We start from the raw sequence: 23,319 nt of genomic DNA, 5'->3' as shown, positions 1-23,319 counted from the left end.
GCGCTTTTTACATCGTATACCCGTTAGCAAATTCTTGAATCACTTCAAGCTCCTCTTCGCGTGAGTCTCTGCCAACATTATGCTCATACAACTTTTGCATACGTGTAACATCACCATTGCACTCCTCAGTAATAGAAGCAACAGCACGTAAAAGGTTCACTTCGTTCTTAAAATCCTCCTTAGAGATTGCCTCCCCGTGTGATAAGATGAACCATTCTGCCTCAAAGCTTTCTAATTGATCAAGCAGTCGATTTGTTGTGTTAACAGTGTAGTTGACTTTTTCTGAAAAAATATCAGGATAAAAGCAGTCTCCAAGAAAAAGGATTTTCTCTTCCTTCATATAAATCACAACCGAATCAGCCGCGTGATCGCCTCCAACAGGGTGAAGAATACACGTGACACCACCAAGATCAATCTCCATTTTCTCACCAAACGTTACATCTGGTAGCGTAATCGTAATGTCTCGAGAATCCACAAATTCCTTCTTGATCGCATTTGCACAAAATTCAATTTCAGTGCCTTCTTTCACCCGCTCATCCAACTCATCATCAGACCATCCTAATGGAATAAGCTTACTAATTTCCTCTTTCGTCTGATGCGAGGATAAGGAGACTGCATCTTTCAGCGCCGATAGTCCAAAGATATGATCCCAATGCCAATGAGTGAGCGCGACCATGTCCGGTTCCTTGAATCCTTTTTCCGATAGTTCTTTTAGAAAATAACGAGCATGGTCCTCTGAATTCCCAGCATCGATCATCAGAGACTTTCTATCTCCAATCACCATTCCTAGAATCGGTCGGTCCGTTTCGGAAACTGGTGTTTGATAGTAAAAGCGATTGCCAATTTGTTTAATCTGTTGCATTTATTGTCCTCCTTAAAATACAAACCTCGATGAAATTTCTTATTTCCATTTTATCATTTTGAAGTTTTGTATTCGTATTTTTTCTACTACATACAAAAATAGACACCTCCAAATGGAAGCGTCGTTTAGAAAAGGTGATTTTTTTGCATTGCAGTAGAAATGGAGGTGTTCGTCTTCTCTTAACCAAAGCCATCCACGACGATCTTCACTACCATCGGTCCAAGGATAATGATAAAGAGGGGTGGAAAAATAAAGAGAACCATAGGTATGAGCATTTTCACTGGAGCTTTCATCGCTTGCTCGCGTGCTCGTTCACGTCTCTGTTCACGAATGCGTGCCGTAATATTTTTAATAACTTTTGACATTCCGATTCCAAGATGATCGGCTTGAATAATCGACATCATCACACTTTGAAAATAATCTGAAGGAACACGTTTTTTCAGATTATAAAATGCTTCTCGTCGCGATTTCCCTCGCTTCATCTCATCTAATGCCTGACTAAACTCATCCGCAAGTGGGCCAGACTTTCTTGCACATACATTTTTGATCGCCCCTTCAAGTCCTACGCCTGCTTCAAGAAGTAGACTTACCATATCAAAGAAATCGGACATTTCCATATCGATTATTTTAACGCGCTGCGTTTTTTTCTTCGCTAAGTAAAACAAAGGATATCGATAAAATAAGAAAACAACCCCAAGTGCTAATACAAGTGTCATAGAAGCATTTCCATCCGTCACAGGCACCATAAGCAAGTAAGTTAAGAACCCTCCACCGATGCTGAGAAGAAGTTGAATAAGTCGGAATTCAACTGCCGAACGGTTTCCATATCCAGCCTCATGGAGGAGCATATCTAACTTCTTTCGATCCTTTCTTGCAAATGTTTTACTCACCTGTTCAATACCCATTCCCCAATATTTACGAAGTAGTGGATGGTAAGATCCACTTTCTCTTTTTTCGGTTTTACGTTGAATTTTTTCTTCCTTGCCAAAATAGTGCTCAACGCGAGATTCAAGAGCAAGTTCTTTTCGATAAACGGTTTTAAGAAGGGCAGCAATAAACAATACGAAACAAACCATCGTACAAAGCATAAACAGAATAGCAATCATTGGTTACACCTCAATCCGAACAATCTTTTGAATTAAAAACCAGCCGATGAATAGTGAAATCGCCCCTGTTACTAGAAGAAACCAGCCCAATGGATAGGTAAGCATTGGTTCAAGGTATTCAGGACTTACAAAATAGAGGTAGATTCCCATCACAAGAGGGAGAGCAGTAATGATCCAGGATGATAACTTTCCTTGTGCCGTCAGTGTCTTTAGTTCTTCGAGAATCCGGATCCTCCCTCGAATAGTATCTTCCATCGTATCCATAAGCTGCGCCAGGTTCCCACCACTTTTACGTTGCGCAAGAATAGCTTGTATAACAACTTCAAGCTCTTTATTTGGTAAACGTTCTAACAGGCTTTGAAACACGGTTTCCATAGGTATACCCATTCCAATTTCACGAACAGTACGATCAAATTCTGGACCAATCGGATCTGGCATTTCTTTCCCAATGAGTTGCATCGTCTGCACGAAACTAAACCCTGCCCTCATTGAGTTGGACATCGTACCAAGCGCCTCAACAAGCTGATAGGATAGTAGCTTGATTCTCTTCCTTGCTTTAATCGTGATATAGATACCAGGAATAATAAAACCGATCAAAAGCGATAGAATGCTAACAAACCATGGTACATCAAGGACATAGAGCAATCCAGCCACTGCCATCGCACTTAAAATGCGAATAACAAAGAACTCTTCTGCTTTTAATGAACTTCCCGATTGTTCAAGAGATTTCTTTGTTTTTTGGCTAAACTGTATGCCAGAAAATGCTTTTGCAAATGAACCAATCCATTTTCTAAATGTTTCATTCTTTTGCTTTTCCTTAACCTCAGTGACAGCGACGGCTTGTGGGATAAACCTCTTAATACGCTCATTGGTTTTTTTCTTTCTCATAACCCCTTTGGAAATCAAATAAAAGAGTAAGGTCACTGAAACAAAAATCACTACAAGGAGAACCCAATCATTCATTTCACCACACCTCTTTAAACCAAGATGATGAAATCTTGTAGCCATTTTGTTCAAGAAGTTCTGATACATTCGGTCTTACCCCGGTTGTTTCAAAATGCCCTTCTACGCTACCATCGCTGTTTCGTCCCGTTTCCTTATAAACAAACAAATCTTGAAGAACAATGATGTTTTCTTCCATACCAATCACCTCGGTAATACGGGTGATCTTCCTCGATCCATCCTTCATTCTAGCCTGTTGAACAATAAGATCCAGTGCATTAGCAATTTGCTCTCGAATGGCTCGTAAAGGTAAATCAAACCCAGCCATCAGCACCATTGTTTCAAGTCGTGACAACATATCTCTTGGTGAATTGGCATGTCCTGTACTAAGACTGCCGTCATGCCCTGTATTCATCGCCTGAAGCATATCAAGCGCCTCCGCCCCACGGACCTCACCAACAACAATTCGATCAGGTCGCATTCTCAGCGCATTCCGGACAAGCTCTCGAATCGAAATCTCCCCCTTGCCTTCAATATTAGGAGGCCGCGATTCTAATGAAACAATGTGCTCCTGAGATAAGTTCAACTCCGCTGCATCTTCAATCGTTACAATTCGCTCATCGTTCGGGATAAAGGAAGAAAGCACATTAAGTGTTGATGTCTTTCCCGAGCCAGTTCCCCCGCTAATAAAAACATTTAATCTCGATTGAACACAAATTTCTAGAAACTCCGCCATGTCTTCACTTAGAGTCTGATAATTTATGAGATCGTGCATTTGAAGAGGCGTAGCAGAGAATTTTCTTATCGTAAGGGAAGGCCCTGTCAAGGAAAGGGGTGGAATAACGGCATTTACACGTGATCCATCAGGAAGTCGCGCATCTACCATCGGAGAGCTTTCATCGATTCTTCTTCCGAGAGGAGAAACAATTCGTTCGATCACACGACTTAAATGATCATCATCGCGAAAAGTTAGAAAGCTTTTCTTCAATTTTCCATACTGTTCATAATAAATGGCCTCCGCCCCGTTCACCATCACTTCTGAAACAGTGTCATCTTCCAATAAAGGCGTAATCGGCCCATACCCGAGCAATTCGTGCTCTACTGATTCAAGTATTCGTTTCTTTTCTTCAAAGGTAAGCCTTTCAGCTTCGTTATCTAAAAAGAGCTTCCCCCACTCTCGAATTTTCTTCGATTCTTCTTCAGCTTGAAACTGGTGCTTTTTTAGTTCATCTAGCAAAAAAGCTTGCAATTTCGTTTCTACTTGCTTGTATTCAACCGTATTCACGATCGGCACTTCTTTTCGTTCTTCAACTATTGATGACTCTTCTTCAGCATATCGTTTGAAAAGTGACAACGAAATTCCCCCTTCATCGACTCAGAGCGAATCGTTTTGGCTTTTTCTCTACTTCACTACTAACAGGTATTAATTGATGCGCAAGGATGAACATACCTTTAGAAAAAGCATTCCGCCCATTTTTCATCACTAGTGGAAGACCTTCATTAATCGTTGTAGCTATGTGTACTCCTTGGTCTGGCAACGAAACATAGACTGGCTCTTGAAGAATGCTTTCCATTCGCTTCGCTTCTATGACGCGGTGCTTGGAGTCTCTATTTAAAATAATCTTAACCTTCTCATTTAGTTGTAGGGATTCCAGCATATCCAAGTAAAGTTTCGTATTTCTTAGTACTGGTAAATCGCCCGTCGTGACTAAGAGGATCTCATCACAGAGCATAAGACTTTTGAGATGAATCTCGGAAATGTACGTCGGGGTATCAATCAGAATAACATCATAGCTTTTACGTAGTTCACTAACGGCAAGCTCCAGGTGCTCCTCTGTTATGATCTCAAAAAATTCCGGTCTAGGAGGTGTAGAGAGAATGGCAACACCACTTGAGTGATGCGTTAAATAATTTTCAATTCCATAGCGTTCTCGCTCAACCCCCTCCTTTACCCATTCATAAACCGACCTTTTCGGCTTCAAGTCCACGTACATCGAAACATCTCCGAACTGAAAATTCGCATCTAAAATCACTACGCTCTTTCCATCTTTCACAAAAGCATTTGCTAGATTGACAGATAATGTGGTTTTACCAACCCCACCCTTAGAACTACATATTGACATCACTCGGCTATTTTTCTTTTGGAGATGAGGATGAGCGCTTCCCTTCTGGTCAGCACGTTGTTTCACAAATGTTTGTGTTTGAATGATCACTTCATTGACCTCTTCTGAATCAGAAGAATACGTTAGCATATTTGAAGCTCCAACTCGCATCGCTTTTTTCGTATTTTCCATATTTTCAGGTACGATAATAATCAAATAGGTGGAAGGGAATTTAACTGAAATTTCCTGACAAAGATCATATACGTTGTAAGTCGTATTGGCTTTAAGAAAAAGAATAGAATGAGGCATTCGCTCAAGCTGATGAAAAAGATCCTCTAACAGTTGAAAGCTTTTTAAAGTATGACTCTTCTTCATAAGTAGCGCTTCTAATTCATCTGCATGCGCATTTGTGTCAGAGTAAAAATACCAGTTTAGGTCCATTGTCATTCATTCTCCTTATAAACCCGTCTTGTTTCTTTTAGTCCTTCTTTCACTGTTCCATCATCTTCACCATTCCGTAACATGAGGTAAAATCCGTCCTTATCCTTAGCGGCTAGACTTAAGCTCACACCTTGCTCAGGTGTGACTTCAAGAGTGACTGTTTCATAATGGAGAGCTTCTTCCATGGTGTCAGGCGCCTTACCTGACGTTAGTACTTTTACACTTTGCAGTATAAGGACCGCAGATTTGAATTCCTTCTTTTCTTCATCAATCTTTGTTTCATAAGCAATGACATCAACGAAGTCATCCGGCTGTACATAACCTGAAACTCCGCTCGCTAATTCAACATTTAGCGAGATCGCGCGATGTCCCTCGCTCACTTCAACCATTGAATTCGGTATTTCTCGCTTCGAAATCGTCGTCTCTGCCGCAACCTCAGGTTCCTCTACTTTCTTAACCTCAGTTTCTGCGTCTGTAGTTAGATTCGTGAATAGGGCAACATACACAATGATTGTTGCGAATGCTCCAAATACGATGGACCACATCCAAATTCTTTTTGTTTTCATACCCTTCTCCCTCACTTCTCTTCAACCTATTCAACCAGCTTCACGCCATATAAATTACCCGGCCCTGAGCCGCCTATTTCACCAGTAGTAACAACCTTTTTAAATTTGCCAACAATTCGCTTCGGTTCATCTAAACGTTCAATCCAGTAAGCTGCTAATCCGACAACCTTAACCGTCGACTTTCCATTCACGCCATCCCATGAATCAATAAGCGGAATGATAATGATACGCGCACAGGAATAATCTGCTGTGGCCGCAGCCTGACATTTTGCTTTGCCAGCATCCTTACTAATGAGTGTTTCAATCGCGTTCTTGACAGGCCCCCATTTTTGCCCGGGTTCTGTTTGGACGTTCGTCCCAACTTCAAGCTCTACACCATTGATGATATTCTCAGCTAAACCGCTTGCCCCATTACTGTTGATATCAAGGTACCCACAGTTCCCGTGATGCTTTCCAGTATTTTCGCATTTTAACTCTGTCTCATTCGGAATAGCGGTATATTCGATCGCAATAGGCGTAACCCGCTTGGCAGACTTCAACAAACCGACCTCAGCTTTGGCTGAAGCCTTGACTGAAGCTTCTTGGATTCCAAATACGCGTGCAAACGTCATCGGAACAATCGACTGTTTTGATACTTTGATCGACTGACTTGTAATCGTTAGATCACCATCGTCGACTGGAAATGTATTTTTACTAGCAAGTTCCTTTGCAATAGAAGCAGCACTTACCTCACTCGTTAACAATCCTTGAGCCCCGGAAAGTGCCGCTGCATCCATCGCGTTTTGAAGAATTCTTTTCTCGTGATATAGTCGCCCAACATCGATGACCATAGCGGTTACGCCAAGTAAAACGGTTAAACTTAGCGCTAGCATAACGGCCACATTCCCTCTTTCATTCGCGAAAAAGAAGCGAGTCCTTTTCATCACTCAACCCTCATAACAGTTGAGCTGGATAAGGTAATCGGTCCGGTTACGCTTGAAACAACTGGTGTAAGAAAACGAACCGGATAAGTGATCGTAACAGTCACATCACTTCCTGAAGATTTCGCACCACCTGGTGAAACCGCTACCTGACCAGAAGTAAGGTGAATACTGGAGGCACTCGAAACTGCCGTAGAGACGATCGTTGCATCGTTCTCTCCGATGCTTGCCGTCCTTGCCGCTTCTCTACTTGCATGGTCAATCGCAAGATACGTATGAAAAATACGTCCAAAATCGATAATGCCAAACAAAAGCATTACAAGAACTGGAAGGACAAGCGCAAACTCTACTATTGATTGACCTTTTTCTGACCTCATGTCATCCCTCCTACAAAAGCCGCACACAAGGTACCGAACGTAATGGCTACGCCGTAAGGATAGGTTAGCTTGCTTTCTTTATTGAATTTATAACCTTTCAGATTCATTAAAGAATATAGCGTATAGGTTGGAGATTTGAAGAACTTCCAAAACTCCATTCTTTTCATAATTAAAATAAGACCAATCACTCCGCCAATTAAAGCCGTATAAAAAAAAGAGTGAAGAACAAACGACGTGCCCGTTAAGGCGCCAATCGCCGCAAGCAACTTCACATCTCCCGCCCCCATTCCCCCTAACAAATATGGAATCAGAAGAAGTGCAAATCCAACAAGAAGTCCAGCACCACTAAACAGAAAACCTTTCCAACCAAGAGTTAACGTGTAGTAAAATAAACCAATTCCCATTGCAAGGAATGTAACGATATTTAAAATGCGTCGTTTGCGCACATCTGTTATAAATGAAATGAGTAAAACAATGCCCAGGATACTGTATAGCATCGCAGTCCCTCTTTGCTTTTTAAATTTGGCCCCACTTGAGTAAGTGGGGCCATAGATTCATCAATTTATATTACTAGCTACCAGCTGGACCATCAAAAGATTCAGTAATATTTTCAACGATTTCGACTATTTTATCGCCTAGAGTAAAAAACACTCCAACTGCAACAACCGCTACCCCAGCCAAAACCAATCCATACTCCGCCATACCTTGTCCTTCTTCTTCTCTTACGAACTGTCCCATTTTCTTCAACATTCTTATTTCCCCCTTAGAGTTTTTGTTTTAATCGTTATATTTAAGAAATCATAAATACCAGAATACAAATCGACTGTTTACTAGTAGAAACCAGTTACGTAGATGATCGCGAAGTGACTTCAGTTAACCTCCTCTTGCTCTAAGAAAGCAGCTGAATCTTTTCATCCTCTGGTTCCCCCTTTCAAAACGGCGAACATTATCTAAGGTAAGATTTTGTTCACTATAGTGTCTATTAATTATTAACTTGTTCTTTTTATCGAACAACCTTAAATACATAATAATTCGTTATAGAGAATTTGTAAAGTCCTTTTTTGAACTTTTTTTCTTTTTTTTACAATTTTTATAGTAATATATTCGTTATTGAGTATTAAATAGACATCTATTATAGTATAGATAACGTCATAATTTAGGAGAATAGTCATGTTGGAGAGAAATGATGATACACTATATCGAACACTTCCGCTGAGAGTGCTGAAGGCTGATACTTTTATAAAAAGACTAAAAGGACTAATGTTTCGAAAAACTCCTCTTCAACACGAAGCGCTTCTGATCACGCCTTGCAATTCCATTCACATGTGTTTTATGTTCTTTTCGATCGATGTTGTCTTTTTAAACGAAGAGAACGAGGTTGTAAAGGTTGTTCAAAGTCTTAAACCCTGGGGTTTTATAGCACCGGTTAAAGGGGCAAAGTCCACTCTTGAATTACCGAAAGGATCGATTGAAGAACATGCAATTAAGTCTGGTGAATTTCTGAAACTTTAAATCTATTAAAAAAGCGACAGTACCCTTCCAGGCACTGTCGCTTTCCTTTTCACTTCGCATTCCTCTTTTCATAAAGCGTCTTCGTCACGATCAAAAATCGCTATTTCAATGATTCATTCTAGTACAAAGCTTGAGATACCTAAAAGCGAAACCCCTCCCAAGGTGATGGGAGGGGTTTCCTTGTCTACTTTATTCCTGATCGGATAAATACACCCGATGATCTCGGAAGAACGGCATCAAATCCCGATGGACCTGACCCCCTTAAGGCAACTGCACAGATTTAATATGGTTTAATCTTAAATAAACAGTCTCTCCACTGGCATTAGCCAACTCAACGAAATTATTTTCTACTTTTGTTAATAAGCCAATTTTATTCGGGTCACTCCCACCATCAAACACGACGAGCTTCCCTTCTTCTTTCTTTAGCTGTTCTTCAAACGATCGAAGCAACGGAATGTTAGATGGATTAACTGGTAGTTTTTCGTTTGAAAGCGTATAGGGTGTATTGTTTTGACTGTATGGGGTTATCCACTTTATATGACTTAAAGGTAGATACATTGTTTTATAAACTGGGGAATAAAATGAGATGTAATTACTCAGAACGTTCGTAATATATCCATGGAAAGATAAGTTTCCAGTCGCATAAATTTCAGTAAAGATTCCTTTCGCGTTCATGAGTATTTTCCGATACGAAATCGAATCGATGTCATCCGAAAGTGAAGGTGCACTTGGGCTTTCGACAGTATCTGATTTCGTATAGCGATACAGTTTATGAACATGCAGCAGCGGTAAGTAGAGATAATTTTCCCCGTTGAAAAGGACGAGAATGTCTGGTCCACTATCGGTTAGAATTCCGATAAACACTGTTCCTCCAGAAATTTTCACTTCCACATGTTTTCCTAATAAATTAACTAGTCGATCCATTCAAACAGGCTCCTCTCCAAGATTCTTACCCAAATATCAGCTGCACCCAATAGAATAGTAGAAACAGTGTAAAAACAGTCGTTAGAGGAATGACGATAAAAGATACGCTCATGTAATCTTTCCACGTCACTTTAATATGATACTGTCTCAAAATATGCATCCAAATCAAGGATGCAAGCGTTCCGATTGGCAATAGCAAGGACCCCATGTCGCTTCCGATAATATTGGCAAGGTAAATGGTTTTTAATGTGATCGGGTCTAATCCCATTTCCGTTAACGCAATTGTTCCAACCATAAGAGCCGGGTGGTTATTAAAGAGGTTGGAAAGAACGGAGACTAACCCTCCCATAATAAAACTAGCTGCTAACAATCCTTGATTGACGATCGGATTTAACATGTCCACAAGCAATGCGGTTAACCCTGCATTATGAAGTCCGTAGATAATCACGTACATCGAGAAAGCAAATATTAAGATGTGCCACGGGGTTTTCTTAATGATATCAATAGGATTTGTGCCAAGTGCATACCATCTCCACACGAGCAAGACAGCTGATCCAAGAACAGCAACGAGTGCAATGGGGATCGCGAAGTAAGATGCGACAAAGAGAAGACAGCGCATTATAAAAACAAATAGGAGAAGCTTGATCATAAACTGCGTGCGTTTCTTTTTCGTTTCTACGGAAAGCTTCCCTTTTAACGGATGAAAATGCTTCGAAAAGAACATCTCTTCAATGTCATAAGCCGCACCCGGTAGTTCTTTAGGAAGTTTCTTTTTCAGGACGAAAAACATAAATGATGACATAAAGATCAATCCTAATGTTGCTGGCACAAACATCATGGCCGTATGCATATACAGCGTCATGTGGACGATTTCTAAAGCGATCAAATTAACAATGTTACTCACACCGATCGGAGCACTGGAAGCTGTCGCGATGAGTGCACCACTTAACAAATAAGGAATCATTTGATGTGGCTTTAAACGAAGGTTTTTCAGTAGCAATATTAAGATTGGAGTTGTAATTAAGATGCTTCCATCGTTATTGAAAAGAAGGGTCATTAAGAAACAGAGTAACTGAATGTACCAATATAAACGATAGCCGGAGCCCTTTGATAGTACAGCTAGCCTTGCAGCTGCCCAGTGAAAGAAACCAAAGCTTTCTAATATTACAGCCATGACAATCGTCGCCATAATCGTAATGGATGCGCCACTTATTTTACTTAGGATATCAGCTATATCTCCAAGGGATACAGTTCCAGTTACTAAGATGATAAGGGCTCCGATCGAGGCTGGCCATGCTTCATTTATCCCGCCCGGTCTCCAAAATATGACCATCATTGTTACGACGAACACAAATATGGGTATTCCTATGCCTAATGACATATCTAGCCGCCTTTCTTAATCTAGTAAAAAGCTCTTGCATGTCCCACCTTGTATAGTTATATTCATTTCGCGTCAAAAGGGATAGGTTTTTGAAGCTAAAATCCTAAAATGTACCTTTGGCTCTCCATGGCAAATGTCCGGTCGAGATACTCGTCCATAAATAAAATCCCATAAAAAAAACAAGCCAGAACGCCTTTTACTAAAGGAATTCTAGCTTGTTTTTTCGTTAGCGAGGTCTTTTCACTATCTCAAAACGGAAGGCTTTCCTCTTAACCAGATCGAAAGCCTTGTTCTCTCATTTTTTTCATTAGAATGACGCTCTAGAGGGTAAAAGCTTTTTATTTATGGAAGCTTATTCCCCGCAGCACGATAAAGCTCATACCACTCTTCTCTCGTAAGCTCCATATCAGAAGCTTTTGAAATATCTTTTAATCTTTCTGTATTCATAGTCCCTACAACAGGCTGAATGTTAGCAGGGTGACGTAAAATCCATGCGATCGCAATCGTTGAATCAGTCACATTGTATTTCTCAGCAAGTTCCTGAAGCTTTGCATTTACTTCAGGAAAGGCGTCGTTTCCGACAAATGGCCCTTCAATCATGCCGTGCTGGAATGGAGACCACGCTTGAATCGTAACATCGTTCAAACGACAGTACTCAAGAATGTTGCTGTCTCGAACAACAGCTGGATCATTTTGCATGTTCACATTAAATCCAGCATCAATCATTGGCGTATGTACGATACTCAATTGAAGCTGATTGATGATTAAGTCATCCTTCAAATACTTTTTCAGCAGTTCGATCTGCATCGGATTTTGATTACTTACGCCGAAGTGACGCACCTTTCCACTCTCTTTCAAATGTGAGAAGGCCTCGGCTACTTCCTCAGGCTCAAATAGAGCGTCCGGGCGATGAAGAAGCAACGTATCAACATAGTCAGTCTTTAGTCGACTTAGGCTTCCATCAACCGATTCAAGAATATGATCTTTCGAAAAATCAAAAAAACCTTTACGAATGCCGCACTTCGTTTGGATCTTCATTCTCTCACGAAGATCATCGTTTGCAGAAATAGCATTTGCGAATACTTCCTCCGATTTCCCGCCACCATAAATGTCAGCATGATCAAACAGATCCACTCCATGGTCCATCGCATTCTCAATCACGTAAGCTGCATCCTTCTCACTAAGTTCGTTCATGCGCATACAACCTAGTGAAATCTCGCCAACTTCTAAATCACTTGTACCTAGCTTAATCTTTTTCAAAGCAATCACCTCTTTTAATTGATACTGCCATCCTATCATTCAGGTAAAGGAAAAGGTAATATTTAGACTTTTTGTTATAGCGCTTTCAATTATGCATATACTCTTCATCATATTTTCTTCCGCTTCAGTCAAATAAAGATCTGAATCAACAGTTCCCACATAGCCTAGGCAAAGCGAGAAACATTTCGTTCATCATAGTAGAGATTTTTGAAATTATTATTTAAATTAAAACACTGAGTTAATTCAGCACATCCAATGTGCTCACAAGCCATTTAATGGGTTTATTACCTCTCAATTCCGGTTACATACCCTATGTACTTAACAAAAAGGAGATGAATGAAAATGGCAGAGAAAGATCCAAAACAAGCAGTAGCTAACATGAGTGAGGATAAGAAAGAAGACATCATGCAGAACTTCCAATCGTTTAAAGACTATCTTGGAGATCAAGTAAACAAAGGTGAGAAGCTCGGTCTTGGCGAAGAAGGACTCTCAAAAGGTGCTAAGCGCGTTGGAGATTATCTTGCCAAGCATGAAGATCCGCGTAACCGTGAACAAAAAGTACTCAACGAGCTTTGGAACGTAGCAAACGAAGAAGAACGTAAACATATGGCACACGTTCTCGTTAAGCTAGCAGATCAAACGAACTAAATGATTAAATCGCAAAACGCCGCCACCCTTATTGAAAGGATGGCGGCGTTTTTTATGATGATGCTAGATTTCTATAATACTTAGCCATTTCCATCACCATCGCGCCCATACGTGGTGTAGTTGGTGTGAGAACATGCTCGATTCCTTGAGCTTTTAGATGCTCTTCTGTTACTTCTCCAACAGCTACAGGAAGAATCGTTTCTGTTAAAGAAGTTAGGATCCTTTCTCTTTTCTTAACCCTATCAACATATTCAAAAAAGTACCGTACCTGGATGGCGCTTGTGAACGCCACCGCATCAAGCTGTCCATTTTCTATCTCCTCAATTAACTGCTTAAGCACCGCTTGCTCTGGAGGTGTATGCTCGTATGGATAAATTGTCGTAACCGTATTGTTCGCAGCTTCAAGCGACTCAATAAACCCTGGCACATTTTCACCATGCATTTGGAGAACAACCGATTGATTCTCAATCGTTAAGGCATTCTCCAATTGATTCATCGTCCCGCGATCCGCCACCGTTTGTGGCGTAATGCCCTTTTGTTTAAAATGCCGGAGCGTTTTCGTACCGCGAACGGCGATTGGAATCGAGCGAAGCAAGTGATTGTATTCTTTTTCTAGCCCAGCTAATTCCGCAAGCTCAGCCATTCTTTTTTCTCCCATACCAGTCGTATAAATCAACATATCTGGAGGATTTTCAATTATTTCTCGTAAAGATTGAACGACATGCTCTTCATTCGTAAAAACAGTCCCCTGTGCAGGTCGAATGAGCGCTTTTCCACCTTGTTTTTGGATAAGTGCGCGCATTTCTTCCCCTTTTCGTCCGCCGGTAACCGCTATGGTTTTGTTAAATAAGCCCACGACTGTACCATCTCCTTCACTTATACGTAAATAGAGCGTACAGCACCTCAATGAGATGATCAACTACAAATCACTCAAGCGTTACGTAGATCAAGCCATCTTCTATTTCAATCGGAAATGTCTCTACCTCGCCATTATGAGGTGAAAGTAGTTTACCTGTCCTAACATCAATTCGGCAGTCATGGTTTGTACATATTATAGAATGATCGCAAACCTTCCCACTCACAACCGTTCCACCATATGGACAACGATTGTGAATAGCATGGAACGTGCCATCCGATAAGCAAATAACGGCGATCGAAAGCTGGAGTAAATCAATCGCTCGACTAGAATTAGGGATAAAATCACGCGTTCTTCCCACGTGGATCTTTACGGCATGAACCGGCATCAGAAACATCCTCCCAAGCAATGTTTTTTACACATGCATCATTAGCTTTGTGCCGTTTTAGATGATCTCCCATCTTTAGGGACAAGGGCTAACGTATTGCGCGTTATTTTTGGTTCTGGAAATAGCTGATTGGTTGGAATTTCAGAAACGGGAGCATGGCTATTCACAAGCTTTGCTATTAAAGTTGCCTCTGAAGTATGACCATAAAGAATCGCTCCAATCACTCGTCCATGTAAGGTCACAATTTTTTTGTAAATGTGTCGAATCGGGTCAATCCATTGAAAAGTTCTTGTCTCCTCTGTTTCAAGAACATGCCCTGTTGAGAACACTTTTACGCTTTCAATGTTTAAGGTTGTAGACATGATTGAGCCTGTGTACGGCTCTGGATATCCTGCGAGCGTTCTTGCAAGATATTCAGCTTGCTCAATAATCGGTTCAGTGAGACCGTATGTCATATCACGATGTTCTGCACACTCTCCAATAGCATAAATCGATGGATCACTCGTTTGAAGAAAATCATCCACAAGAATACCACGGTGAACGTCTAGCCCACTTTTCTTAGCAAGTTCAATATTTGATTTTACTCCAACAGACATGAGGACAAGATCCGCTGGCAGACTCGTTCCATCGGAGAAGTGAATCCCTTCTACATGCGAAGTTCCAATGAACTCCTTCGCTCGCTTACTTAATGAAAATTGGATACCCATACGTTCTAAATCTTCCTGAAGCATTTCAGACGCAAGCCGGTCTAGCTGTCTGTTCATCACATTCGGCTGATGATGCACTACGGTTGTTTTTATTCCGCGTTGAACGAGTCCCATCGCCGTTTCTAACCCAAGGATACCCGCTCCAATGACCGCTGCTTTTTGGTAATGATTTGGAGCGTTCATTAATGTCATACAGTCTTCAATCGTTCGAAAGGTCATCACGCCCTCCTTCCCTGCTCCTTTGACGGGAAGGAGATGCGGATGACTACCTGTTGCAAATACGAGAAGATCATAAGTCATTTTTCGACCTCGATCGGTTTTCACATGCCGTACGAGGGGATCAACTGTCACAACGGTTTCATTCTTTAACAAACGTACCCCACGCTTTAGATACCAACCATCATCCTCCAATTTGACGTCTTCAAAGGGTATTTCCTTCTGTAGAACGCGCGATAAAAGATATCGCTTATAAGCAGGCTCCTTTCCAATGACGGTTACTTCAAAACTTGACGGTTTTCTCGATAGCAAGCGTTCAAGAAATTGAATTCCAGCAAGGCCGTTTCCGATTACGACAAGTCGTTTCTTCACACTATCCCCTTCTTTCAAAGCTGTATCAATATGCAAAATCGTACCATGTTTGAAAATTGAAAATAACAAATTGGTCATATATCCTAACAGAGTTTTCAATACATGATGGAAAGAACGGATAGTTTCTCCTATTCCGTTAATGATAAAGGGAGATAACTTTCGGAGTGATGGCGATATGAAAAGAAGGCGTTTTACACGATCCTCTTCATTGCTGGAGGATCAAATAAGGCAGGAGTTTCATAACACCGAAGACCTCAAGCTAAAAACCGTTAAACTCGATGGGCTCACACTGACACTTGTGTATCTTGACGATATTTCTGATCGAATGGTGATTCAAAAGACGATCATTAGTCCACTTCTTACCATTTCAGACGATCAAACAAAGATTAGCGCAGCTGATCTTCCTGATCTTATTCCTATGGCTGCGATTAACAACATTGAAGATAATAGCCTCATTTCAAGGCACCTCATGGATGGATGCACCGTTATTATTGCTCGTGAGGAAGACATTGACACTGTTTACGCTGTGAAAACGACCTATTCTGTGAAGCGCTCACCTGATGAACCGGTCAATGAACCGACGATTAGCGGTCCACGGGATGGTTTTATAGAATGCCTGCAAGACAACAAAGCATTATTACGTGCTCACTTAAAAACAAGCGACCTTTTATTTGAACAACATCTGATTGGAAAAGACGTTGTGAAATACATCTCTTTAACTTATTTGCAAGGAAAAGCCGATCGAAAATTAATTGAAGAAATCAGAGAACGAATAAATGAAATTAATGCAGATTATATAACTGATGCAGGGATACTTGAACAGCTCCTTGAGCGTAATCCGTTATCAGTCTTTCCCGAATTAACATCAACCCAGCATCCAACGAAGGTAGCAAACGCCTTACTTGAAGGACGCGTTGCCATAATGACAGACGGCTCTCCCACTGTCCTTATTGCGCCTACAACGCTTAACATGCTTCTTCAAACACCTGACGACTACTACTTTAAATGGATTCCCGCTTCATTAATTCGATTATTAAGCTATTTTACTGCACTTATTTCTGTACTATTGCCTGCAACTTACATTGCTTTAGTCTCGTTTCACCACGGGCTTATTCCCACTAGCCTGGCCGTTTCTTTATCTAAAACAAGAGAAGGTGTACCTTTCCCATCGGTTATTGAAGCTTTTATTATGGAGCTTACGATCGAGATTTTACGGGAAGCAGGTGTAAGGTTACCAAAACCAATCGGATCCACCGTTAGTATTGTAGGAGCTATTGTTATCGGTGAAACGGCGGTCAGCTCAGGTATCGTTAGTCCAATGATGGTGATGGTCATTTCATTCACAGCGATCTGTTCATTCGCAATTCCGAATTATCAGCTCAGCCTGGCGTTAAGAACAATTCGCTTCTTCTTCCTGTTCTCCGCAGCCATACTTGGTGTATATGGTTTGCTAATCGCTATCTTTATCGTAACAACTCATTTAATCAAACTTAGAAGCTTTGGAACGCCATACATGGAACCATTTGCGCCTATTCAGCTGAAAAGCTGGAAAGATTCGTTTGTACGTCTTTATTATCGTGTGGGAAAGAAGGATAGGAAACTACATGAAAAATAACCATACCTCCCTTCCAATCATCATTTTCATCATATCAACGATCGTCGGTGTTGGAATTGTAACGTTGCCAAGACAAACCGCAGCAGTCGTCGGTCAACCAAACATGTGGATGAGCGTTATTCTAGGAGCCGGCATTGCGTTTATAAATGCGATTTTTCTATTTATGCTCATTAAACGATTTCCTATGAAAACAGTGTTTGATATAGGCACAGAACTAACTGGAAAATGGTTCGGAAAAGGGATTAATCTCATTTTTGTTGCTTACACGATCGCCATCTCATCCTACATCATTCGAACAATGGCCGAGATCGTGAATTACTACCTGCTCGATAATACGCCGAAGTTCGTCGTCTTACTCGTACTCGTCGTTTCATGTATGTATCTTGTATCTAGCGGCATTTCCAATATTATTCTTTTTTTTCAACTGTACTTTCCAATTATCTTATTCATGTTTTTTGTCTTAACTCTTCTTAGTATCAAAAATATTGAACCAACCCACTTACGCCCCATCTTCTATTTTGATGGATTCGAAATATTAAAAGGAGCTCATACAACCTTTTTTTCATTTGTTGGATATGAACTGATTATGGTGTTGTCTGGTAAATTTACGTTTACGAAATGGAAACCAATGCTCACAATTTTCAGCATCAGTATTGGGAGCGTTTGTGTGATTTATGTCCTCTTCTTCATTCTTAACATCGGGGTCCTTAGTATCGAGGAACTGAAGGTGATTACATTTCCAACAATTGAAATGGCAAAAGCAATCGAGTTTCAGGGATTCTTCTTTGAGCGATTCGAACTTCTCTTCCTATTCGGATGGATCATTACGATCTTCACGACTTTAGCCGCCTATTACTATTCGGCAGTGCTTGGAATGAGGAAAACGTTTCAGGTAAAAAACACCCTCCCTATGAATATCATGATTGGGTTCATCATTCTGATGCTCTCGTTATTACCGTCAGGCATTACTGAACTATTTTCTTACGGGACATACGTGAATTATTTATCCTACACCGCTCTCATCGCGCTCCCCCTATTGCTTCTAGCGCTCTCGTTTAGGAAGGGGACTGCTTAATGAAGAGAATTTTCTTATTTCTAGCTGCCCTTCAACTCATCTTGCTAACGGCATGCTGGGATAGTAACGAAATTGAAGATCTCGGCATGATCATGGCGGTTGGAATTGATTACCATGAAGAAAAAGAGGAAGTGTTTGCCTTAACTAATCAATACGTCGTTCCAAATAATATTCAGGGAACAGAGACCGGTACGACTGGAGATCAACCCTATCAGAACATTACTTTAAATGGGAATAATTTCTTTGAAGTGATTCGAGAAAATTCACTTGAAACTGATCGACCACCTAACTATACACATCTCAAATCAATGGTTCTCTCGGAAGAGCTTCTACGAAAAGAACCGATCAAGCAACTAATCAGCTTCTTTTTGCGTGATCATGAATTTAGGAGAACCGTTTCCTTATTTATTTCAAGGGAGCCTGCCGCTTCGATACTAAATGTCGAACCAACAAAAGAAATGTTTCCTGCTGTGCAGTTGAAGGAGCTCACTCAAAACAAAGAGCGGAGTCTTTATGTATTGGATAATCTTAAATTCGGAGAAGCCTCCAATAGGATTACAGAAGATGCAAGCTTCGTCATTCCTGAAGTAGGAATTCACGAAAATAGACTGCGGTTGCTTGGGGGCGGAATTATATCAAATAAAAAAGAAAAATTAGTTGGCTGGCTTTCACCAGAAGAAGTTGGAGGATTCAAATGGGTGACAGATGAAGTTCAGGGTGGTCTCGTAACCATTGAAGCGGGAGAGTCCAGAGAAGATCAAGTTGTCCTAGAAATAATGAAATCGAACACAACCGTTAAGCCAAATGTAGAAAACGGAAAGCTAACCGTCGACCTTATTGTAGAAAGTTCTTTGCGACTTGCGGAGGACTGGGATATAGAACGCGACGTTTTCAAAGAAGGATGGGAAACGCCACTCCAAGAAAAGGGACAACAAGTCGTCAAGAAAGATATTGAACGCGTTCTTTCCATCGCACAGAAAGAACAGCAACTCGATTTTCTGGAAATTGGCACATGGGTAAAAATCAAACAACCTAGGTACTGGAAGGAACACGAGAAAAATTGGGAAAGCATTTTCCCTTCCCTTACTGTTAATATAGACGTGAATCTCACCATAACAGGTTATGGGACTCAGGATATTAATTAATGAGAGCCAATCAACTTCATACGTAATCAATAAATAAAGCAGCGCTCTTCATAAGAAGCGCTGCTTTATTTATTGGAAAGTTAGCCGTGATTTTTAGCAATACCTGCTAATTCTTCTTTTGTTCGAAATCCAACCGCATTCTCAACAAGTTCGCCATCTTTAAAGAAAAGCAATGTTGGAATGCTCATCACGTCGTACTTTCTTGCTGTTTCTGGATTTGAATCCACATCAAGTTGGACAATTTTTAATTGCTCGCCTAGTTCCTCATCTAGTTCATCCAACACTGGCGCGATCATTTTACATGGGCCACACCAGGGCGCTCCTAGATCTGCTAGAACGAGTCCTTGATTTGTTTCTTCTTCGAAGTTTTGGTCCGTTACTTTTTGTACTGCCATTATATCTCTCCTCTTACCTTATTTTTATAACTACTAAAAACTAATTTAGTGGTTAGAATACTACATTATGTTATAATCGATGTCAACGATAAAGCAAAAGGTGTGTTTCAACATGATACTCGAAACGAGTTTTTCCCATTTTTCTAATTTTCTATTTATTAACTTAATGAACACATTAAAAATACAAAATCAAAACCCTATCGATCTGCTATTAACGGAAGAGAACGTCGTTCAGTGGATCACATTAATGGAAAACAAGGGGTTGTTAAACAAGAAACAAGTAGAATTCATTAAGAAGGATCCTATTTATACAAATGACATTCAACACTTTCGGAATCAATGTCGTGAATACTTCGCTTCAAACCTTTCTCAAGTCGATTTTTTCGAATTGCTAAGTAATGTGACAAAAGCGACCCCACTTTCTTTTACGATCGATGAAAAGTCCCTTACCCCGCTCCCTATTGAGGGTGGAACGAAAGGTTTACTCTCACTCATTGCCTATCAGATGCTTGATCATGAAGCGAGTGGTGTATTGGATAAAGTAAAAGCATGCGAAAGTGAAAATTGCCTGGCCTTTTTCGTCAACAAGAAGGGAAAGCGCAAATGGTGCTCGATGGAGGTTTGCGGAAATCGGACAAAAGCCAAAAAGCATTATCATAATAAAACGAAAACAGCTTCTTCTAACGAATAAAAACGGATGAGATCCCTAGGGATCTCATCCGTTTTTGTAGCTGATTTATTATGAATTTGTCACAAGCTCAACTGGCTTGGATTCTGGCACTATCGGCTGCTTCACTTCTTCACGGCCAGCGCGCTTAATGAAGAATGAGAGCACAAACGCAAGACCTGCAATAAATGTAGCAACAAAGAAGGCAAAGTTAATCCCTTCAAGCATCGCCTGCATGGCAATTTGTTGCTGCATCGTAGGATCTACCGCTCCGCTCGTCGCTGCTTCCCTCGCAAGATCAGCCGCAGCGGATTCTGTTCGGTTAGACATAATCGTAACGAGAAGCGCTGTACCAATGGCGCCCGCTACCTGATTCAACGTATTGTTCATCGCTGTACCGTGCGGATAAAAACGAGCTGGTAGCTGATTTAATCCATTCGTTGATACAGGCATCATAACCATTGACATTCCGAACACGCGCACAGCATGAAGAATCATAATGTAGTTATACGTCGTATCCATAGACAATGTACTAAACAGGTATGTTGTGACAACTGTAATAGCTAGACCCGTTGTCGCCAAAATGCGTCCGCCAATTTTATCAAATAAGCGACCTGTAATCGGAGACATAAATGCCATCACAAGTGCACCCGGAAGCATCATCAATCCTGCATCAAGTGGTGAAATGCCTCGAATGGTTTGCACGTAAATCGGGAGCAACAGCATTCCTGAAAACATCGCCATATTTAAAACCATTGTAATGGAAGATGAAAGAGCGAACATTGGATATTTGAAAATCGAAAAATTCAACATTGGTCGTTCTTGTTTCGACTGTCTAATAATAAACGTCGTCAGAGAAATAACCCCAATTCCAATCGTTAAGTAAACTTGTGGGCTATCCCAACCTTTATTCCCTGCAGAACTAAAGCCGTAAAGAATACCTCCAAAACCAATACTTGATAAGATCAGTGAAAAGAGATCGAGACGAATGTTTACCTTTTCCTTTTTATCTTTCAACAAGAAGAAACCAAGTAGGAAAATCGTAATAGCAATTGGCGTCACGAAATGGAAAAGCATTCTCCAATCGTAGTTTTCAATAATCCAACCAGAGAGCGTCGGACCAATTGCTGGCGCCGCCATGAGAATTAAACCGAAAACGCCCATTGCCGCCCCTCTTTTTTCAATTGGAAAGCTAACGAGCATGACATTCATCAAGAGCGGCATCATAATCGCTGAACCTGAAGCTTGAAGCATTCTTCCTCCAAGTAGAACCGGGAAGATCTCCGCCATCCCCGCAACAACTGTACCAATTGTAAATAATCCAATCGCAACAAGAAATAAGCGACGCACGGAATATTTTTCAATAAGAAATGCCGTTGCCGGAATCATAATACCGTTCACAAGCATAAATCCTGTTGTAAGCCACTGAACCGTAGCCGTTTCAATTTGTAAATCTGCCATAATCGATGGCAACGCAATATTAAGCAATGTATTATTTAAAAACGCAATAAAAGCACCAACAATCAGAATCGCAAGAATGCCGTACTTTGGTTTTGGCGTCTCTTTCACTGATTGACTCATCATCATTCCCCCATATACCTTTAGTTCAATTATTTATACCATCGGTTCAAATCTCTAATATCATATACCATGAGTTCAACTTTTGCAATCATTATTTCTTCCTGATTTGAAAGGATTTGTTTCTAATCAAGAAATAAGGTATGATCAATTTTATACCGGCAGTACAACAATAAATTTCATGTAAATATAACGAAGTAAAAGGTGATAGAATGAACGATCGCAAACAGCACGTTATTAAGATGGCGCATCAGCTTTTTATTGAAAGAGGCTTTCAGGCAACATCCATTCAAGACATACTCGAATATAGCGGCATTTCAAAAGGCACGTTCTACAATTACTTCTCATCGAAAAATGAGTTATTAATTGCTCTTTTCAAAGCCCTTTATGGCTCAATGGAAACAAGCCGGGATGAATTGATGATCGGCCAGGATCGTGCTGACCTTACTATCTTTATTAAACAAATTGAACTACAAATGAATACGAATAAGAAAAACAAGCTGATTACACTTTTTGAAGAAGTGTTTGTCTCGAATGATGAGGATTTGAAGGATTTCCTTAAAGAAGGACAAAAGAGAATGATTCAGTGGGTATTCACTCGTTTTCTTGAGCTATTCGGCGAGGATAAGCGACCATATCTACTTGATGGGGCGATCATGTTTCTGGGCGTACTTCATCACAATGTCAAGTACTATTCGATTGCAAACGGTCCGAGCGTAGACATTTCCCTCGTTGTACACTATAGCGTCCAACGTATCGTGAACATCGTTAACGATGCCGCTGCGGCAGGAGTACAGCTGAACAAACCCGAGCAGATGAGTACATGGCTACCAAATGCGACACAATCCGATGAAACCTTTAAAGAAAAACTTCATCAAACAATCGCAACCCTGAAGAAGGGTTTGAACGAGAAACACACAAAATCAATAGAACTTCTAGATTTTATCCAGGATGAGTTTCTTCATTCTAAGAAGTCACGAGAATTTCTCATTGAAAGCGTTCTTTGTTCATTGAGGGACGATCAAACGCTTGACCAAAAATCCGTTGCTGCGCTCGATGAATTAGTAAAAGGGTATTTTGTGAGAGTGGCTGAAGCTTGCGAACGTTCAGTTACGTAATGAGATGTGCCGCCTGGTTTCCCAGGCGGCTATACTACTAACTGACTTTTATACGACGTAAAGAAGGCCAAACGTTAAGCTACTTCTGATCTCTTCTTTCGCATAGGCATCCACTTGAATATCTATGCGAATACAATAAATGCTGT

Annotated in this window: 25 protein-coding genes; 7 read left to right on the top strand and 18 right to left on the bottom strand. The window is 40.7% G+C overall.

Annotated features, from left to right (window positions below):
- Positions 1–7: 7 nt before the first annotated feature.
- The 10 genes from ACIFPW_RS00915 to ACIFPW_RS00870 form a co-directional block, all read right to left on the bottom strand.
- Complete coding sequence (locus ACIFPW_RS00915; protein WP_430241334.1) at positions 8–862, bottom strand: MBL fold metallo-hydrolase; 855 nt, start codon at positions 860–862, stop codon at positions 8–10.
- 179 nt (positions 863–1,041) lie between these two features.
- Positions 1,042–1,968, bottom strand: a complete 927-nt coding sequence (locus tag ACIFPW_RS00910) for a type II secretion system F family protein (protein ID WP_430241332.1) — start codon at positions 1,966–1,968, stop codon at positions 1,042–1,044.
- Between the two features lie 3 nt (positions 1,969–1,971).
- Entirely contained in the window at positions 1,972–2,931 is a 960-nt protein-coding gene (locus ACIFPW_RS00905) for a type II secretion system F family protein (protein WP_430241331.1), read from the bottom strand.
- 1 nt (position 2,932) lies between these two features.
- Positions 2,933–4,264, bottom strand: a complete 1,332-nt coding sequence (locus ACIFPW_RS00900; protein WP_430241329.1) for a CpaF family protein — start codon at positions 4,262–4,264, stop codon at positions 2,933–2,935.
- A 13-nt stretch (positions 4,265–4,277) separates the two neighbouring features.
- Positions 4,278–5,453 carry an AAA family ATPase gene (locus ACIFPW_RS00895; protein ID WP_430241327.1) on the bottom strand — a complete coding sequence of 392 codons (1,176 nt, stop codon included), beginning with the start codon at positions 5,451–5,453 and terminating at the stop codon, positions 4,278–4,280.
- Between the two features lie 2 nt (positions 5,454–5,455).
- Complete coding sequence (gene cpaB, locus ACIFPW_RS00890; RefSeq protein WP_430241325.1) at positions 5,456–6,019, bottom strand: Flp pilus assembly protein CpaB; 564 nt, start codon at positions 6,017–6,019, stop codon at positions 5,456–5,458.
- 26 nt (positions 6,020–6,045) lie between these two features.
- Entirely contained in the window at positions 6,046–6,942 is an 897-nt protein-coding gene (locus ACIFPW_RS00885; protein ID WP_430241323.1) for a pilus assembly protein TadG-related protein, read from the bottom strand.
- Positions 6,942–7,316, bottom strand: a complete 375-nt coding sequence (locus tag ACIFPW_RS00880; RefSeq protein WP_430241321.1) for a TadE/TadG family type IV pilus assembly protein — start codon at positions 7,314–7,316, stop codon at positions 6,942–6,944. The genes ACIFPW_RS00885 and ACIFPW_RS00880 overlap by 1 nt, the downstream gene beginning before the upstream one ends.
- Positions 7,313–7,813 carry an A24 family peptidase gene (locus ACIFPW_RS00875; protein WP_430241319.1) on the bottom strand — a complete coding sequence of 167 codons (501 nt, stop codon included), beginning with the start codon at positions 7,811–7,813 and terminating at the stop codon, positions 7,313–7,315. The genes ACIFPW_RS00880 and ACIFPW_RS00875 overlap by 4 nt, the downstream gene beginning before the upstream one ends.
- Positions 7,814–7,886: 73 nt before the next feature.
- On the bottom strand, positions 7,887–8,066 hold the full coding sequence (locus tag ACIFPW_RS00870) for a Flp family type IVb pilin (protein WP_430241317.1): 180 nt from the start codon (positions 8,064–8,066) through the stop codon (positions 7,887–7,889).
- A 420-nt stretch (positions 8,067–8,486) separates the two neighbouring features.
- Here ACIFPW_RS00870 and ACIFPW_RS00865 point away from each other — a divergent pair, with 420 nt between their 5' ends.
- Positions 8,487–8,828, top strand: coding sequence for a DUF192 domain-containing protein (locus tag ACIFPW_RS00865; protein WP_430241315.1), 342 nt, complete (start codon positions 8,487–8,489; stop codon positions 8,826–8,828).
- 261 nt (positions 8,829–9,089) lie between these two features.
- On the opposite strand, the gene ACIFPW_RS00860 is transcribed toward ACIFPW_RS00865, so the two are convergent.
- The 3 genes from ACIFPW_RS00860 to ACIFPW_RS00850 all read right to left on the bottom strand — a co-directional run bounded on the left by ACIFPW_RS00860 (position 9,090) and on the right by ACIFPW_RS00850 (position 12,393).
- Positions 9,090–9,752 (bottom strand): DUF2642 domain-containing protein, encoded by a 663-nt coding sequence (locus tag ACIFPW_RS00860; RefSeq protein ID WP_430241313.1) that lies wholly within the window; start codon positions 9,750–9,752, stop codon positions 9,090–9,092.
- Between the two features lie 25 nt (positions 9,753–9,777).
- Positions 9,778–11,133 (bottom strand): arsenic transporter, encoded by a 1,356-nt coding sequence (locus ACIFPW_RS00855; protein WP_430241311.1) that lies wholly within the window; start codon positions 11,131–11,133, stop codon positions 9,778–9,780.
- Between the two features lie 342 nt (positions 11,134–11,475).
- A complete protein-coding gene (locus ACIFPW_RS00850; protein ID WP_430241309.1) occupies positions 11,476–12,393 on the bottom strand; it encodes an aldo/keto reductase in 918 nt (305 codons plus the stop codon).
- Between the two features lie 342 nt (positions 12,394–12,735).
- On the opposite strand from ACIFPW_RS00850, the gene ACIFPW_RS00845 reads away from it, so the two are divergent.
- On the top strand, positions 12,736–13,041 hold the full coding sequence (locus tag ACIFPW_RS00845) for a DUF3243 domain-containing protein (protein WP_226612230.1): 306 nt from the start codon (positions 12,736–12,738) through the stop codon (positions 13,039–13,041).
- Positions 13,042–13,093: 52 nt separating this feature from the next.
- On the opposite strand, the gene ACIFPW_RS00840 is transcribed toward ACIFPW_RS00845, so the two are convergent.
- The 3 genes from ACIFPW_RS00840 to ACIFPW_RS00830 form a co-directional block, all read right to left on the bottom strand.
- Positions 13,094–13,897, bottom strand: a complete 804-nt coding sequence (locus tag ACIFPW_RS00840; RefSeq protein WP_430241308.1) for a uroporphyrinogen-III synthase — start codon at positions 13,895–13,897, stop codon at positions 13,094–13,096.
- Positions 13,898–13,967: 70 nt separating this feature from the next.
- Complete coding sequence (locus tag ACIFPW_RS00835) at positions 13,968–14,285, bottom strand: Rieske 2Fe-2S domain-containing protein (RefSeq protein WP_430241306.1); 318 nt, start codon at positions 14,283–14,285, stop codon at positions 13,968–13,970.
- A gap of 41 nt (positions 14,286–14,326) precedes the next feature.
- Complete coding sequence (locus ACIFPW_RS00830; protein ID WP_430241304.1) at positions 14,327–15,580, bottom strand: NAD(P)/FAD-dependent oxidoreductase; 1,254 nt, start codon at positions 15,578–15,580, stop codon at positions 14,327–14,329.
- A gap of 175 nt (positions 15,581–15,755) precedes the next feature.
- Between ACIFPW_RS00830 and ACIFPW_RS00825 the strand changes: the two genes are divergently transcribed.
- The 3 genes from ACIFPW_RS00825 to ACIFPW_RS00815 are packed head-to-tail and all read left to right on the top strand — an operon-like array spanning position 15,756 to position 19,415.
- Positions 15,756–17,195, top strand: coding sequence for a spore germination protein (locus tag ACIFPW_RS00825; protein ID WP_430241302.1), 1,440 nt, complete (start codon positions 15,756–15,758; stop codon positions 17,193–17,195).
- The gene (locus tag ACIFPW_RS00820) at positions 17,185–18,270 is read left to right on the top strand and encodes a GerAB/ArcD/ProY family transporter (RefSeq protein WP_430241300.1); all 1,086 of its coding nucleotides are present in this window, start codon (positions 17,185–17,187) and stop codon (positions 18,268–18,270) included. The genes ACIFPW_RS00825 and ACIFPW_RS00820 overlap by 11 nt, the downstream gene beginning before the upstream one ends.
- Complete coding sequence (locus ACIFPW_RS00815; RefSeq protein WP_430241297.1) at positions 18,270–19,415, top strand: Ger(x)C family spore germination protein; 1,146 nt, start codon at positions 18,270–18,272, stop codon at positions 19,413–19,415. The genes ACIFPW_RS00820 and ACIFPW_RS00815 overlap by 1 nt, the downstream gene beginning before the upstream one ends.
- 80 nt (positions 19,416–19,495) lie before the next feature.
- Here the strand turns inward: ACIFPW_RS00815 and trxA are convergent, their stop codons facing one another.
- Positions 19,496–19,810 (bottom strand): thioredoxin, encoded by a 315-nt coding sequence (gene trxA / locus ACIFPW_RS00810; protein WP_194220923.1) that lies wholly within the window; start codon positions 19,808–19,810, stop codon positions 19,496–19,498.
- Between the two features lie 112 nt (positions 19,811–19,922).
- Between trxA and ACIFPW_RS00805 the strand changes: the two genes are divergently transcribed.
- A complete protein-coding gene (locus ACIFPW_RS00805) occupies positions 19,923–20,501 on the top strand; it encodes a CGNR zinc finger domain-containing protein (RefSeq protein ID WP_283152527.1) in 579 nt (192 codons plus the stop codon).
- 48 nt (positions 20,502–20,549) lie between these two features.
- On the opposite strand, the gene ACIFPW_RS00800 is transcribed toward ACIFPW_RS00805, so the two are convergent.
- Complete coding sequence (locus tag ACIFPW_RS00800; protein WP_430241296.1) at positions 20,550–22,058, bottom strand: DHA2 family efflux MFS transporter permease subunit; 1,509 nt, start codon at positions 22,056–22,058, stop codon at positions 20,550–20,552.
- Positions 22,059–22,267: 209 nt separating this feature from the next.
- Between ACIFPW_RS00800 and ACIFPW_RS00795 the strand changes: the two genes are divergently transcribed.
- On the top strand, positions 22,268–23,173 hold the full coding sequence (locus ACIFPW_RS00795) for a TetR/AcrR family transcriptional regulator (RefSeq protein ID WP_430241294.1): 906 nt from the start codon (positions 22,268–22,270) through the stop codon (positions 23,171–23,173).
- Positions 23,174–23,319: the final 146 nt, after the last annotated feature.

The sequence above is a fragment of the Pseudalkalibacillus sp. NRS-1564 genome (genome assembly GCF_050467905.1).
GTDB classification, from domain to species: domain Bacteria; phylum Bacillota; class Bacilli; order Bacillales; family Guptibacillaceae; genus Guptibacillus; species Guptibacillus hwajinpoensis_B.
This window is presented reverse-complemented; position numbering and strand designations above follow the sequence as displayed.

Coding starts and splice junctions, on each gene's coding strand:
- ACIFPW_RS00795 (WP_430241294.1), top strand. CDS start 22,268: ATGAACGATCGCAAACAGCACGTTATTAAGATGGCGCATCAGCTTTTT.
- ACIFPW_RS00895 (WP_430241327.1), bottom strand. CDS start 5,453: ATGGACCTAAACTGGTATTTTTACTCTGACACAAATGCGCATGCAGAT.
- ACIFPW_RS00825 (WP_430241302.1), top strand. CDS start 15,756: ATGAAAAGAAGGCGTTTTACACGATCCTCTTCATTGCTGGAGGATCAA.
- ACIFPW_RS00820 (WP_430241300.1), top strand. CDS start 17,185: ATGAAAAATAACCATACCTCCCTTCCAATCATCATTTTCATCATATCA.
- cpaB (WP_430241325.1), bottom strand. CDS start 6,019: ATGAAAACAAAAAGAATTTGGATGTGGTCCATCGTATTTGGAGCATTC.
- ACIFPW_RS00915 (WP_430241334.1), bottom strand. CDS start 862: ATGCAACAGATTAAACAAATTGGCAATCGCTTTTACTATCAAACACCA.
- trxA (WP_194220923.1), bottom strand. CDS start 19,810: ATGGCAGTACAAAAAGTAACGGACCAAAACTTCGAAGAAGAAACAAAT.
- ACIFPW_RS00860 (WP_430241313.1), bottom strand. CDS start 9,752: ATGGATCGACTAGTTAATTTATTAGGAAAACATGTGGAAGTGAAAATT.
- ACIFPW_RS00880 (WP_430241321.1), bottom strand. CDS start 7,316: ATGAGGTCAGAAAAAGGTCAATCAATAGTAGAGTTTGCGCTTGTCCTT.
- ACIFPW_RS00800 (WP_430241296.1), bottom strand. CDS start 22,058: ATGAGTCAATCAGTGAAAGAGACGCCAAAACCAAAGTACGGCATTCTT.
- ACIFPW_RS00835 (WP_430241306.1), bottom strand. CDS start 14,285: ATGCCGGTTCATGCCGTAAAGATCCACGTGGGAAGAACGCGTGATTTT.
- ACIFPW_RS00910 (WP_430241332.1), bottom strand. CDS start 1,968: ATGATTGCTATTCTGTTTATGCTTTGTACGATGGTTTGTTTCGTATTG.
- ACIFPW_RS00870 (WP_430241317.1), bottom strand. CDS start 8,066: ATGTTGAAGAAAATGGGACAGTTCGTAAGAGAAGAAGAAGGACAAGGT.
- ACIFPW_RS00815 (WP_430241297.1), top strand. CDS start 18,270: ATGAAGAGAATTTTCTTATTTCTAGCTGCCCTTCAACTCATCTTGCTA.
- ACIFPW_RS00875 (WP_430241319.1), bottom strand. CDS start 7,813: ATGCTATACAGTATCCTGGGCATTGTTTTACTCATTTCATTTATAACA.
- ACIFPW_RS00865 (WP_430241315.1), top strand. CDS start 8,487: ATGTTGGAGAGAAATGATGATACACTATATCGAACACTTCCGCTGAGA.
- ACIFPW_RS00845 (WP_226612230.1), top strand. CDS start 12,736: ATGGCAGAGAAAGATCCAAAACAAGCAGTAGCTAACATGAGTGAGGAT.
- ACIFPW_RS00885 (WP_430241323.1), bottom strand. CDS start 6,942: ATGAAAAGGACTCGCTTCTTTTTCGCGAATGAAAGAGGGAATGTGGCC.
- ACIFPW_RS00855 (WP_430241311.1), bottom strand. CDS start 11,133: ATGTCATTAGGCATAGGAATACCCATATTTGTGTTCGTCGTAACAATG.
- ACIFPW_RS00805 (WP_283152527.1), top strand. CDS start 19,923: ATGATACTCGAAACGAGTTTTTCCCATTTTTCTAATTTTCTATTTATT.
- ACIFPW_RS00905 (WP_430241331.1), bottom strand. CDS start 2,931: ATGAATGATTGGGTTCTCCTTGTAGTGATTTTTGTTTCAGTGACCTTA.